Source organism: Mesorhizobium sp. B4-1-1 (assembly GCF_006439375.1).
Lineage (GTDB): Bacteria > Pseudomonadota > Alphaproteobacteria > Rhizobiales > Rhizobiaceae > Mesorhizobium.
The window spans coordinates 413,155-426,169 of record NZ_VFTH01000002.1 but is presented as its reverse complement, the minus strand read 5'-3'; the positions used below and the strand labels follow the sequence as shown (position 1 = coordinate 426,169).

The following is a 13,015-nucleotide window of genomic DNA, read 5'->3' as shown; positions in this document are numbered from 1 at the left end:
TGGCCAGTCAGGCAGACGAGGCGCTCTACGGCGCCCCCCTCTGGCCTGCCGGCCATCTCCCCCACAAGGGGGGAGATTGGCTGTTTCGGCGCCCCACGCATCCTTCCGACGTTGGTGACTGGCGAAATCGCAGGCGACGACTGATCTCCCCCCTTGTGGGGGAGATGTCCGGCAGGACAGCGAAGGATCTCGGCTTCCCCCACAATGCCCTTCAACACGCGGTGTCGCCATGACCGTCGCCGCTGTTCAATCCAACCCCACCCCCGCCATCCTGCCCGGCAGCGGCGGCATGCGCGGTGCGCTGTCGGATCTCTTCTGGCGCCGACCCCAACTCTTGCTTCTCCTGATGCTCCTGCCACCCGTGCTATGGCTGGGCATCGTCTATATCGGCTCGCTGTTCGCTCTGCTCTTGCAGAGCTTCTTCTCGATCGACGAGTTTTCCGGCCTCATCAACCGCGAATTCACGCTGAAGACCTATGGCGACCTGTTCCAGGCCGCCAATCTCGACATCATCCTGCGCACGGTGACGATGGCGGCGCTCGTCACGCTCGCCTCGGCCGTTGTCGCCTTCCCCATCGCCTATTACGCGGCGCGCTATGCGCGCGGCCGCTGGAAGGCGCTGTTCTATCTCGGCGTCATGCTGCCGCTGTGGTCGAGCTATCTGGTCAAGATCTACGCCTGGAAGCTGATCCTGGCCAAGGAAGGCATCCTCACTTGGCTGCTCGCCAAGCTGAACCTGCTCTGGCTGCTCGATGCCTGGCTGTCGCTGCCGATCGTCGGCGGCAACTCGCTGTCGGTCTCCTTCACCGGCACCTTCATCGTCTTCGTCTATGTCTGGCTGCCCTTCATGATCCTGCCGGTACAAGCCGCGCTCGAGCGCGTGCCCGGCAATCTCGTCGAGGCCTCGTCCGACCTCGGCGCCTCGCCGGGGCAGACCTTCCGCAACGTGCTGTTCCCGCTGGCGCTGCCCGGCATCGTCGCCGGCTCGATCTTCACCTTCTCGCTGACATTGGGCGATTACATCATCCCGCAGATCATCGGCACCTCGCGGCTGTTCATCGGCCAGGCCGTCTATTCGCAGCAGGGCACCGCCGGCAACATTCCGTTGGCCGCCGCCTTCACCGTGGTGCCCATCGTCATCATGGGCTTCTATCTCTGGGGTGCCAAGCGCATGGGGGCTTTCGATGCGCTCTGACCGTGGCCAATCCGCTCCGCTCGGCCTGAAGATCGCCGCCGCCTGCGGCCTGCTCTTCCTGCATCTGCCGATCCTCCTGATCTTCGTCTATGCCTTCACGACGGAAGAGAAGAGCTTCGTCTGGCCGCCGCCGGGGCTCACCACGCAATGGTTCGCCGTCACCTGGAACCGGCCGGACGTATGGGACGCGCTGTCGCTCTCTGTCCGCGTCGCCGCCATCTCGACGGCGATCGCGCTGGTGCTCGGCACGCTCTGCGCCGCCGCTGTCTCGCGGACGCGCTTCTTCGGCCGCGAGGCCATCTCGCTGCTGGTCATCCTGCCGATCGCGCTGCCCGGCATCATCACCGGCATTGCGCTGCGCTCGGCCTTTGCGCTGGCCGACATCCCGTTCTCATTCTGGACGATCGTTCTCGGCCACGCCACCTTCTGCGTGGTTGTCGTCTACAACAACGCCGTCGCCCGTTTCCGCCGCACCTCGGGCTCGATGATCGAGGCGTCGATGGACCTCGGCGCCGACGGTTTTCAGACGTTCCGGCATGTCGTTCTGCCCAACATCGCAACCGCATTGCTCGCCGGCGGTATGCTCGCCTTCGCGCTCTCCTTCGACGAGGTCATCGTCACCACCTTCACCGCCGGCCAGCAGCAGACCGTGCCGATCTGGATGCTGGAGGAACTGATCCGCCCGCGCCAGCGCCCGGTCACCAATGTCGTGGCCATGGTCGTCGTGCTGGTGACGCTGCTGCCGATACTCTTTGCCTATTACCTGACCCGCGACGGCGACCAGATCGCCGGCAGCGGCAAATGAAAATAGCGAATAGGGAATAGCCAATAGCGAACAGGGAAATCGATAGCCAAGCCCTACTCGCTATTCGCTACTCGCTCCTGAATAAGGAAAGACCCCATGGACACCCAGATGCTGATCGGCTCGAAATTCGAGAAGGGCACCGAGACGGAGGAGCCGATCCTCAATCCGAAGACCGGCGCGACGATCCTCAACTTGCCCGAAGCGAGTCCGGCGCAGATCGAGGCTGCCGTCGCTGCGGCCGAACGAGCGTTCGTCAGTTGGTCGCGCACCACGCCGGCGCAGCGCTCGGGCTATCTGCTCAAGATCGCCGACCGCATCGAAGCCGAGGCGAAGGACTTCGCGGCGCTCGAAGCGCTGAATTGCGGCAAGCCGATCAACGCCGTGCTCAATGACGAGATTCCGGCGATCGTCGACTGCTACCGCTTCTTTGCCGGCGCGGTGCGTTCGATGCCCGGCCAGGTTGCCGGCGAATATATTCCGGGCCACACCTCGATGGTGCGGCGTGACCCCGTCGGCATCGTCGCTTCCATCGCGCCCTGGAACTATCCGCTGATGATGATGGCCTGGAAGCTGGCGCCCGCGATCGGCGGTGGCAACACGGTCGTCTTCAAGCCGTCGGAACAGACGCCGCTGACCGCGCTGAAGCTGGCCAGGATCCTCGCCGAGGTGCTGCCCGAGGGCGTCGTCAATGTCGTGCTCGGCCGCGGCGACAGCGTCGGCAACACGCTGATCAACCACCCCAAGGTGAACATGATCTCGATCACCGGTGACGTCGCCACCGGCAAGAAGGTGCTGCAGGCAGCCGCCAAGTCGGTCAAGCGCACGCATCTGGAGCTCGGCGGCAAGGCGCCGGTCATCGTCTTTGACGACGCCGATCTCGGCGCGGTGGTCAACGGCCTGCGCGCCTTCGGCTATTACAATGCCGGCCAGGACTGTACCGCCGCCTGCCGCATCTATGCCGGCAAGAAGATCTACGACAAGCTCGTCGCCGACCTCTCTTCCGCCGTCTCGACCATCAAATACAACCTGCCGGACGACACCGAGAACGAGATCGGGCCGCTGATCTCGCGCCGCCAGCGCGACCGCGTGTCGAGCTTCGTCGAGCGCGCTTCGGAACTGAAGCACATCGAGATCACCACCGGCGGCAAGCCGGGCGAAGGCTCCGGCTTCTATTACCAGCCGACGGTTGTCGCCGGCGCGCTGCAGGAAGACGAGATCGTGCGCCGCGAAGTGTTCGGCCCGGTCGTCTCGGTCACTCGCTTCGCGGATGTCGACGAGGCGGTGAACTGGGCGAACGACAGCGACTATGGCCTCGCCTCGTCGGTGTGGACGAAGGACGTCTCACGCGCCATGGCGACCGCCGCCCGCCTGCAATATGGCTGCACCTGGATCAACACGCATTTCATGCTGACCAACGAGATGCCGCACGGCGGGTTGAAGCAGTCCGGCTACGGCAAGGACATGTCGCTCTACGCGCTGGAGGACTACACGGCCGTCCGCCACGTGATGGTGGCCCACGGCTAGGCTCTTTTACCTTCCCCTTGTGGGAGAGGTCCGACCTCCTCCTACACAGGAAGAAGGAGACGGAGACAGGCATTCAACCGAGAGGGAGGAAGACAATGCAACGCCGCCAGTTTCTTGCATCAGCAGCCATCGCCGCCACGTTTTTTGCCGTGGCTCCATCCTTCGCCGCCGATACCGCGCAATCGGTGGTCGAGGCCTATGTCGCGGCCTGGAATGCGCATGACTCGGCCAAGGCCGCCGGCTACTTCGCCGATGACGTCACCTATTACGACGCGTCCGTCGGCAAGCCCGTCACGGGCAAGGAGGCCGCCAAGACCGGCGTCATCGACAATTTCCTGAAGGCTGTTCCCGATGCGGTCTGGACGATGAAGGGCAAGCCGCTCGTCGATGGCGCCCGTGTCTCCTTCGAATGGGAGTTCTCCGGCACCAACACCGGCGCCTGGGGCGACGGCACCGCGGCGACCGGCAAGAAATTCTCCTTCACCGGCGCCTCGATGTTTTCCATCAAGGACGGAAAGATCGCGACCCAGAGCGACTATTACGACGCACTCGGCTTCTACAAACAGCTTGGCCTGATGTAGGGTGACGCCGCGCCAGCTTCTCCCGCGTGGAGAAGCTGGCTTCGGAGGCGATCCGACCTCGGCGACGGTCCCTTTGTCGGCAGAGGCAGCGTAAAACTAAGCAGCCGTCCTGCCGATCTCCGATGTCGCGGGCTTGATGTTCTGGTTGACCCGGAAGACGTTGAAGGGGTCATAGGTGCGCTTCACCTGGCTCAGCCGCTCGTAATTTGCGCCATAGCTCGCCTGCACGCGCGCTTCTCCTTCGTCGTCCATCATGAAATTCACGTAACCGCCTTCGCCGTTATGGGGGTGGATGCTCGTCCAGTAGGTCTTGGCCCACCTGGTGAGGTCGGCGGCCTTGCCTGGATCGGGATCGATGGCGGCGATGACCATCGACCAGGTTGCGTCGCGCGCGTTCCATGCGGTTTCGTTCTTGCCGACGCGGCGAACGGCGCCGTCGATCGGGTAGAGATGCATGAGCGACAATTCGCTCGGCGCCTGGGCGGCCTGCGCGATATGGGTCGCGATGGCTTCGTCGGGAAGCGACTTGACGAAATCGCCCTTCCAATACCATTGCAGGCCCTTCGGAAGCAGCGGGTCGAACAGCGCCTGCAACGCCGGATACGGCATTACACCCATCCAGTTGAAGATCGGCGGCGGCAAGGTGTCCAGCAGCGGCGCCATGGCCTTGCGCCCGTCCTCCTCGGTGCCGTTGTAGCAGGAGATGATGGCGCAGGCGCGCTTGCCCCAATATTCGCGCGGGAAGGGATCGGTCGAGGGAACGGACTTCAGGCCGACAAAGGCGCCAAGATCTTCCGGCGCCTCCGGCAGGTAGTCGCGATAGGTCCGCATGACGGCCAACGCATCCTTGGCCTCCCAGAATACCGGGCCACCGAAGATCATGTTCACCGGATGGGCCTGGAACAGGAAGCTGGTTACCACGCCGAAATTGCCGCCGCCGCCCCGCAGCGCCCAGAACAGGTCGGGATTCTCAGCTTTGCTGGCCGTTACCAGGCTGCCATCGGCCAGCACCAGATCGGCCTCGATCAGATTATCGATCGTGAGGCCATATTTGCGCGTGAGATAGCCCGTCCCTCCACCAAGGGTAAGGCCGGCAACGCCCGTGGTCGAGACGATGCCAAACGGAACGGCGAGCGCGAACGGATGGGTGGCGTGGTCCACGTCACCCGAAGTGCAACCGGGCGCGACCCTTACAGTTCGAGTCTTCGCGTCGACATGGACCCCTTTCATCATCGACAGGTCGATGACGAGGCCATTGTCGCAAATCCCCAATCCGGCACCGTTGTGTCCTCCGCCGCGTATGGCGATCGGCAGGTCATTGTCGCGCGCGTACTTCACGGCGGTGATCACGTCGGCGACATCGGCGCAGCGTGCAATCAGCAGCGGGCGCTTTTCGATCATGCCGTTATAGACCTTGCGGGCCTCGTCATAGCCGGCATCGTCACGCAGGATCACCTCCCCGCGCAGGCTTTCACACAGTTTTGCATGGGTTTCGTCGGTCATCGATTTGCTCCCTTGATTGCGCCCACAGCCATGCGGCGTCGGCGCGACGCATTTGTTGCTTCGTTATGCCGTCTCGACGGGCGGGTGCGTTGGATGGTGCAAGAAGTGCACATTGCACCAATCCGGTGCGCGCCGCTTCGCCCGAAAGGACCAGCGGGGCATGGCTCAGGAGAGCCATGAACAAGGCAGCCGGGACTAGCCGTGCCCAGATGCTCGGTTCCTGGCCTTGTCAATCTGATGATGACGAGCGGCCGCCCGCGTCGCAGCCCGGCCGCCTCTCAGCCCCGGCTCTTCGGTGCAGCTACTCCACGATCCGGAAGATCGTCCATTTGCTGGTGCCCGACACCACATAGGGCTCCAACTCCTTGCCCCATTTGGCATGCGCGTCGATCTTGGCGATCTTGGCGAAGAATTCCTCCAACTGAGCCAGGCTTTCGACTTGGTGGTGCGCCTCGATCGTCGCTTCGCGCGCGCCCACGGAACCGGTCATGAGCTGGAACTTCAGGTCGGCGAGGCCGACCTGCGAGCCGATCTCGCGCTCCCATTTGCGCATCAGCTCGAGCGCGGTCTGCTTGTGACCGAACTTGGCGTCGATCTGCCATCTGGCACTGAACATTTTGGTTCTCCTCCCTGATTTGCGGTTGAGCGCGCTGCTAACTATTCGTCCCAGGCCTGCACGACGGTCTGCCGCGCGATGCGGCCGTTCTTCAGCTCCAGCATCGTCGCGCAGAACACTCTCGTGCCGTCTGGATAGGAGCAAGCCTGGGTGAAGGCGAGGCTGTCGCCCTCGGCGATCGTGGTGTCGACCTTGTGGGTCATTGCTCGGCTGCAGATGTCGTCCCAGAAGGTGCTGATCGCCGCCCGGCCGCGGATCTCGCGCGGCTTGCTCGGCGGATTGTTGCGGTCGATCACCCGCACCAGCGCGTCGTCATTGTAGAAGCTCGACAAGAGCTTGCCGTCACGGCCCTCGATCGCCTTCTTGATCGCCGCGCCGTCCACTGTCTGTGTCTTGGTCAGCATGTCATTCTCCATGTGCCCGTCTCTCGATCGGGCTGTTTGTTGACGAGGGAAGCGCTGCCCGGCGATCGTCGCCGGGCAGGGATTTCGTCACTGCGACTTGGCCTTGACGGCCGCGAACACGTCGTCCGTCTGTTTCTTGAAGGTCGCCAGGTCGACCTGGCTGCCGTTGAGCATCGTCGACCAGTGCCGCACGATCGCCGCCATGGCCACCGCCTCCTTGATCTCCTCCTCGCTCGCGCCGTTGAGCCTGGCGGCCTCGGTGTGGAAATAGATGCAGTACTGGCAGGGAATCTGCGCAGCGACCGCAAGCCCCATCAGCTCCTTGGTCTTGCCGTCGAGCGCGGTGTTGGGGTTGAGCTGCACACCCTTGATCTCGGCCCAGGCGCCGGCGACCGCGACATCGGGCAAGGTCTTGAACATGTCGGGCACCGAGCCGAGCGTGGCCTGGATGTCCTTGTAGGCGGCGGCCGAAGCGTCTTCGGCATGCGCTGGAATGATGGCCAGCAATGCACCCGCGGCAAATGCCAGCAATCCGATCTTGCGATTGAGTTTCAGCATTTCATCCTCCATTTCGCAGGGCCGTCGCGGCGATATCGCCTGGCCTGCATAGGAGAAGTGATACCGTTTAAGCCGCCTCCGCCGCTTCCCCCGAAAGCGCCATGGCTCTCATGGCCCGTCCGGGCCAGCATGCCTCGCCGAAAAAGCCGCCGCCGCCGCCCGCGACGGCAGGTCGAGCTTGAGCAATATGTTGGCGACGTGCCGCTTGACGGTATGCTCGCTGAGGCTGAGCTCGGCGGCGATCGCCGCGTTGCTCTTGCCGTCGGCGATCAGGTTCACCACCTCGCTCTCGCGCGCCGTCAGCGCGGCCGGCTCGGCGGGCCTTGCCTTGGGCCGGCAGGCCGGCTCCAGGTGCTGCTCCGACGTCGCCAGAACTGCCGGCATGGGCTCATCCACCTCATCGAGGCTGACGCGGCCGGCATCGACGAAATGCAGGCCGGAACCTATTGCGAGATCGGCGACCAGCCGCGAGGCGAGGATGTCGCCGCGCCCGGCATGCGCGGCTAGCTGCATCGTCACCCGCGCCGTCAACCCGACCGGCTGGCCGCGCATTTCGATCTCGCCGACATGCACGCCTTGCGCGCTGGCCACGCCTATCTGCTGTGCCGCCTCGCGCAGCGCCGCGGCGCAGCGTACGGCGCGCGCCGGCCCATCGAAGCGCGACATCATCAATTCGCCACGCGTGCCGGCCGTGCGGCCGCCATGCCGGCCGACCAGAAGCCGCCAGGTTTCCTGGAAGCGCTGGCTGCGCTCGCTCCACATCCGGTCGCCGAGCTTGGCCGTGTCGTAGATGCGCGTCACCAGCAGCGCCGCCAGAACGCGCTCGGTGTCGGCCACCGCGGGCTCGCCGGTCAGGCATTCCTCGATCAGGTCGGCGACGCGATCGACATCGCCGGTCCAGATCGGATGATCGCGCCCGGCTATCTCGACCAGCCGGGCATGCGGGATCTTCTTTGCGAGAAAACGGCTGGCGTCGGGATCGACACGAGCATCGTTGCGGCGGTGGATGAGCAGCGTCGGCGCGCTGATCATCGCCAGAATGCCGCGCACGTCGATGCCGGCGTTCATGCGGGCAAGCGCCGCCGCGGCCGTCGGACTGGCCGACAACCGCTCGAACCGGGCCCACCACTGGGCGAAATGTGCGTCGTCCACGCGGCCAGGCGCGAAATTGGGCAAGGTGGCGCCGGTGCCCCACGATGTCTCCGCCGTCTCGATGAAAGCTTCCAGCCGTTCCGGCGACATCACCCATTTGTGGAAATGCGCATAGGCGCCATAGAGGACGAGCGCGCGCGTCCGCTCCGGATAGGTGGCCGCGAACAGCATCGCCATCGGTGCGCCCTCCGAGGCGCCGAGGATCGCCGCCCGGCCGCTGCCGGCGGCATCCATCACCGCGCGCACATCGTCCATGCGCGTTTCGAGACTGGGCAGATTGAGGTTGTCGACACGGTCGGAAAGCCCGGTGCCGCGCTTGTCGAACAGGATCAGCCGCGAGAAGGCGGAGAGCCGTTTCAACAGGCGGCTGTAGCCTTCGTCTTCCCAATGCAGGTCGAGATTGGAGATGAAGCCCGGCACGAAGACCAAATCGAACGCGCCCTGGCCGACCACCTGATAGGCGATCCGCACCTCTCCGCTGCGCGCGTATCTGGTCTCGATCGGCCTCACGAGTTCTTCCGCCCGGCCTGACGATTTCCGATCGTCAAACATAGCAGAGTCGACCAGGTAGCGGCAGCTTAAACTTTAGCGAAGAGAAATATAAGGCTGCCGGTCGCTTCGACTATTTCTGCGAAGCGGCGATGTCGGCCGGGAAAGCCTTGAGTCCAAGCTTCGTGTCGGCCTCCGCCGGGCTGATCGGCCGCTTGATCTTGGCCGAGGCGGCGATCACAAGGTCGTCGAAATTCTCCGTGCCGGCGTCCAGCATCTCGAAGAATTGGCGCCGCATCCGAGGCTCCCAGAACTTGTTGATGTGCTCGGCAACGCCGGCAATGCCTTCCTCGCGCGGCTTCGAATGGAAGAAGGTAGCGATCTGGTTGGCCATGCGCACCAGCTTTTCCTTGGTGCTGGCGATGTGGTCTTCGTCATGCGACATGCTTGGCAACTCCGGAAGCCACCCGTTCAGGGTGGGTGAAGATATCGAAATCGTCGCCGCGAACCAGCGCCACCAGCGTCATGCCGGCGGCCTCGGCCGTGCGGATGGCAAGCGCGGTCGGCGCCGAAACCGCCATGATGATCGAAGCGCCGATGGCGGCCGTCTTCTGCACCATCTCCACCGACACGCGCGAGGTCACCACGACGGCGCCGCTCGTGCCGTCGATGCCGGCCTTGGCCAGCGCACCGGCGAGCTTGTCCAGCGCGTTGTGACGGCCGACATCCTCGCGCGCCATCACGATACCCTTGCCGGGAACATAGAAGCCTGCGGCATGCACCGCGCCGGTCTCCGTGTGCAGCGGCTGCTGCTTCGACAGCAGGCGGACCGAACGGGCGACGTCCTCGGCGTCGAGCGTAAGCTTCGACGAACCGACCGCGTCGACCGAGCGCATCGCCTCCTCGATGGATTCGATGCCGCACAAGCCGCAGCCGACCGGCCCGGCCAGCCTGCGCCGCCGCGCCTGGAAGCGCGTGTTGGCCTGGTCCTTCAGCCGGATCTGGATATCGATGCCGGCACCGAGATCCTCGACCTCGATCGCCTCGATTTCCTTTTGGTCGGCGATGATGCCTTCGGTCAGCGAGAAGCCGAGCGCGAAATCCTCGAAATCGGCCGGGCTTGCCATCATCACCGCATGCGTGGTGCCGGCAAAGGAGAACGCCACCGGCGTCTCCTCCGGCACCATGCGGTTCGCGGCCGAGGTGCCGCCGGCGCGATGCGCGAGCCGGGAGATTTGCGTCGTCGCTTTGCGGCGCGCGGCCAAGATTACTCCGCCGCCTGCAGCGGGGCGATGCGCCGGCTCTGCTTAACCTGCTGATTATAGTCCTTCTGCCAGTCGGTCGGGCCGTTGGACGGCGCCACCTGCACGGCGGTGACCTTGTATTCCGGACAATTGGTCGCCCAGTCCGAGAAATCGGTGGTGATCACGTTGGCCTGCGTGTCCGGGTGGTGGAAGGTCGTGTAGACGACGCCGGGCGAGACGCGGTCGGTGATCAGCGCGCGCAGCGTGGTTTCGCCCGCACGGCTCGCCAGTCGCACCCAGTCGCCTTCGCGCACGCCGCGGACCTCGGCGTCGTGCGGATGGATCTCCAGCCGGTCCTCGGCGTGCCACATCGAATTCTCGGTCCGCCGGGTCTGCGCGCCGACATTGTATTGCGACAGGATACGGCCGGTGGTGAGCAGCAGCGGATAGCGTGGACCTGTGCGCTCGTCGGTCGCCACATATTCGGTGCGGATGAACTTGCCCTTGCCGCGTACGAAGCCGTCGACATGCATGATCGGCGTGCCGAGCGGCGCCTTCTCGTTGCAGGGCCACTGCACCGAGCCGACGCGGTCGAGCAGATCGAAGGAGACGCCGGCAAAGCTCGGCGTCGTCTTGGCGATCTCGTCCATGATCTGCGACGGATGCGTGTAGTTCCAGTCGAGTCCGATGGCGCGGGCGAGCTCCTGCGTCGCTTCCCAGTCGGCATAGCGCGCCTTCGGCTCGATGACTTTGCGCACCATGTTGATGCGGCGCTCGGCATTGGTGAAAGTGCCGTCCTTCTCGAGGAAGGTCGAGCCCGGCAGGAAGACATGTGCGTAGTTCGCGGTCTCGTTGAGGAAGAGGTCGTGCACGACCACGCATTCCATCGCGGCGAGGCCGCCGGCGACATGCTTGGTGTCGGGATCGGACTGCAGGATGTCCTCGCCCTGAATGTAGATACCCTTGAACGAACCGTCGACGGCGGCGTCCAGCATGTTGGGGATGCGCAGGCCCGGCTCGTCGTCCAGCTTCACGCCCCACAGGCTTTCATAGATGTCGCGCACCGCCTCGCCGGAGATATGGCGGTAGCCCGGCAGCTCATGCGGGAACGAGCCCATGTCGCAGGAGCCCTGCACGTTGTTCTGGCCGCGCAGCGGGTTCACGCCGACGCCTTGCCGGCCGATATTGCCCGTGGCCATGGCGAGGTTCGCGATGGCGATCACCGTGGTGGAGCCCTGGCTGTGCTCCGTCACGCCGAGGCCGTAATAGATCGCGCCATTGCCGCCCTTGGCATACATGCGCGCGGCACCGCGGATCAGGTCGGGATCGACGCCGGAGAGCGCGCCGACGGTTTCGGGGCTGTTTTCCGGCAGGGCGACGAAGGAGGCCCAGTCCTGGAACTCGGCCCAGTCGCAGCGTTCGCGGATGAAGGCCTCGTCGAACAGGCCTTCGGTGACGATGACATGCGCCAGCGCCGTCAGCACCGCCACGTTGGTGCCGGGCTTCAAGGGCAGGTGGTAGTCGGCCTCGATATGCGCCGACTTGACCATTTCGGTGCGGCGCGGATCGAGCACGATCAGCTTGGCGCCCTGGCGCAGCCGCTTCTTCAACCGCGAGGCGAAGACGGGATGGGCGGAAGCCGGATTGGCGCCGATGATGACGGCGACGTCGGTGAATTCGACCGAATCGAAATCCTGCGTGCCGGCCGAGGTGCCGTAGGTCTGGCCGAGCCCGTAGCCGGTCGGCGAATGGCAGACGCGGGCGCAGGTGTCGACATTGTTGTTGCGGAAGCCTTGCCGCACCAGCTTCTGGACGAGATAGGTCTCCTCGTTGGTGCAGCGCGAGGAGGTGATGCCGCCGATCGCCGTGCGTCCGTACTGGTATTGGATGCGGCGGAATTCTTTCGCCGTATGGGCGATAGCCTCCTCCCACGTCACTTCGCGCCATGGATCGGAGATATTCTCGCGGATCATCGGCGATAGGATGCGATCCTTGTGCGTGGCGTAGCCATAGGCGAACCGGCCCTTGACGCAGGAATGACCGTGATTGGCCTTGCCGTCCTTGTAGGGCATCATGCGGATGACCTCGTCATCCTTCACCTCGGCCTTGAACGAGCAGCCGACGCCGCAATAGGCGCAGGTGGTGACCGCCGAGCGCTCCGGCATGCCCTTTTCGAGCACGGTCTTCTCGCGCAGCGCGTCCGTCGGGCAGGCCTGCACGCAGGCGCCGCAAGAGACGCATTCGGAAGCGATGAAGTCCTCATGCATGCCGGCGACCATGCGCGACTCGAAGCCGCGGCCCTCGATGGTCAGCGCGAAGGTGCCTTGCACCTCCTCGCAGGCGCGCACGCAGCGCGAGCAGACGATGCACTGCGCCGGATCATAGGTGAAATAAGGATTGGATTCATCGCGCGCGATATAGTCCACCGCCAGCGAGCCATGGCCGGGCGCCACGCCGTTCTCTTCCTTGACGTGGTTGCGGCCCTCGACGCCGTAACGGTTCTCGGAGAGCCCCACAGACTTCGCCACCGCGTCGAATTCGCTGGCGCCGGTTCCGGCCTTCTCGTTCCAGCCGGTCGGATGGTCGGAGACATAGAGTTCCATGACGCCGCGGCGAATGGCGTCGAGCCGGTCCGACTGCGTGCGCACCACCATGCCTTCGCCTACCGGCGTTGTGCAGGAGGCCGGCGTGCCGCCGCGCCCTTCGATCTCGACCAGGCAGACGCGGCAGGAGCCGAACGAGTCCAGCATGTCGGTGGCGCAGAGCTTCGGGATCTCTACCCCGCCCTCCATCGCCGCGCGCATGATCGACGTGCCTTCCGGCACGGTGATGCTTTGCCCGTCGACGGTCAGCGTGATCTGCTTCGTCGCTTTCGACTCCGGCGTTCCGTAGTCGATCTCTTCGATGAGTGTCGGGAAGTCGGCCTTGATGTTCATCTTCTGCC

Annotated in this window: 12 protein-coding genes; 4 read left to right on the top strand and 8 right to left on the bottom strand. The window is 64.6% G+C overall.

The window, feature by feature from the left end; genetic code table 11:
- Nucleotides 1–289: 289 nt before the first annotated feature.
- The 4 genes from FJW10_RS04755 to FJW10_RS04740 all read left to right on the top strand — a co-directional run bounded on the left by FJW10_RS04755 (nt 290) and on the right by FJW10_RS04740 (nt 4,105).
- Nucleotides 290–1,195, top strand: coding sequence for an ABC transporter permease (locus FJW10_RS04755; protein WP_181177412.1), 906 nt, complete (start codon nt 290–292; stop codon nt 1,193–1,195).
- Nucleotides 1,185–2,000 (top strand): ABC transporter permease, encoded by an 816-nt coding sequence (locus tag FJW10_RS04750; RefSeq protein ID WP_140647066.1) that lies wholly within the window; start codon nt 1,185–1,187, stop codon nt 1,998–2,000. Before FJW10_RS04755 ends, FJW10_RS04750 begins: the two co-directional genes overlap by 11 nt.
- Nucleotides 2,001–2,096: 96 nt before the next feature.
- Nucleotides 2,097–3,524: a gamma-aminobutyraldehyde dehydrogenase gene (locus FJW10_RS04745; RefSeq protein ID WP_140898761.1), complete on the top strand. Its 1,428-nt coding sequence runs from the start codon at nt 2,097–2,099 to the stop codon at nt 3,522–3,524.
- A 95-nt stretch (nt 3,525–3,619) separates the two neighbouring features.
- A complete protein-coding gene (locus FJW10_RS04740; RefSeq protein ID WP_140898759.1) occupies nt 3,620–4,105 on the top strand; it encodes an ester cyclase in 486 nt (161 codons plus the stop codon).
- A 96-nt stretch (nt 4,106–4,201) separates the two neighbouring features.
- Here FJW10_RS04740 and FJW10_RS04735 read toward each other — a convergent pair whose 3' ends face one another.
- From FJW10_RS04735 to fdhF, 8 genes are all read right to left on the bottom strand, one after another.
- A complete protein-coding gene (locus FJW10_RS04735) occupies nt 4,202–5,608 on the bottom strand; it encodes an FAD-binding oxidoreductase (RefSeq protein ID WP_140898757.1) in 1,407 nt (468 codons plus the stop codon).
- A gap of 301 nt (nt 5,609–5,909) precedes the next feature.
- The gene (locus FJW10_RS04730) at nt 5,910–6,224 is read right to left on the bottom strand and encodes a hypothetical protein (RefSeq protein ID WP_140750828.1); all 315 of its coding nucleotides are present in this window, start codon (nt 6,222–6,224) and stop codon (nt 5,910–5,912) included.
- A gap of 41 nt (nt 6,225–6,265) precedes the next feature.
- Nucleotides 6,266–6,628, bottom strand: coding sequence for a nuclear transport factor 2 family protein (locus FJW10_RS04725; RefSeq protein ID WP_140832379.1), 363 nt, complete (start codon nt 6,626–6,628; stop codon nt 6,266–6,268).
- Nucleotides 6,629–6,715: 87 nt separating this feature from the next.
- Nucleotides 6,716–7,186: a carboxymuconolactone decarboxylase family protein gene (locus tag FJW10_RS04720; protein WP_140898755.1), complete on the bottom strand. Its 471-nt coding sequence runs from the start codon at nt 7,184–7,186 to the stop codon at nt 6,716–6,718.
- Nucleotides 7,187–7,294: 108 nt separating this feature from the next.
- Nucleotides 7,295–8,848: an alpha/beta fold hydrolase gene (locus tag FJW10_RS04715; protein ID WP_140898753.1), complete on the bottom strand. Its 1,554-nt coding sequence runs from the start codon at nt 8,846–8,848 to the stop codon at nt 7,295–7,297.
- A gap of 112 nt (nt 8,849–8,960) precedes the next feature.
- Nucleotides 8,961–9,272, bottom strand: a complete 312-nt coding sequence (locus tag FJW10_RS04710) for a formate dehydrogenase subunit delta (protein ID WP_140898751.1) — start codon at nt 9,270–9,272, stop codon at nt 8,961–8,963.
- Nucleotides 9,262–10,092: a formate dehydrogenase accessory sulfurtransferase FdhD gene (fdhD, locus tag FJW10_RS04705; protein WP_140832387.1), complete on the bottom strand. Its 831-nt coding sequence runs from the start codon at nt 10,090–10,092 to the stop codon at nt 9,262–9,264. Before fdhD ends, FJW10_RS04710 begins: the two co-directional genes overlap by 11 nt.
- A gap of 2 nt (nt 10,093–10,094) precedes the next feature.
- Nucleotides 10,095–13,007, bottom strand: a complete 2,913-nt coding sequence (gene fdhF / locus FJW10_RS04700) for a formate dehydrogenase subunit alpha (protein ID WP_140898749.1) — start codon at nt 13,005–13,007, stop codon at nt 10,095–10,097.
- Nucleotides 13,008–13,015: the final 8 nt, after the last annotated feature.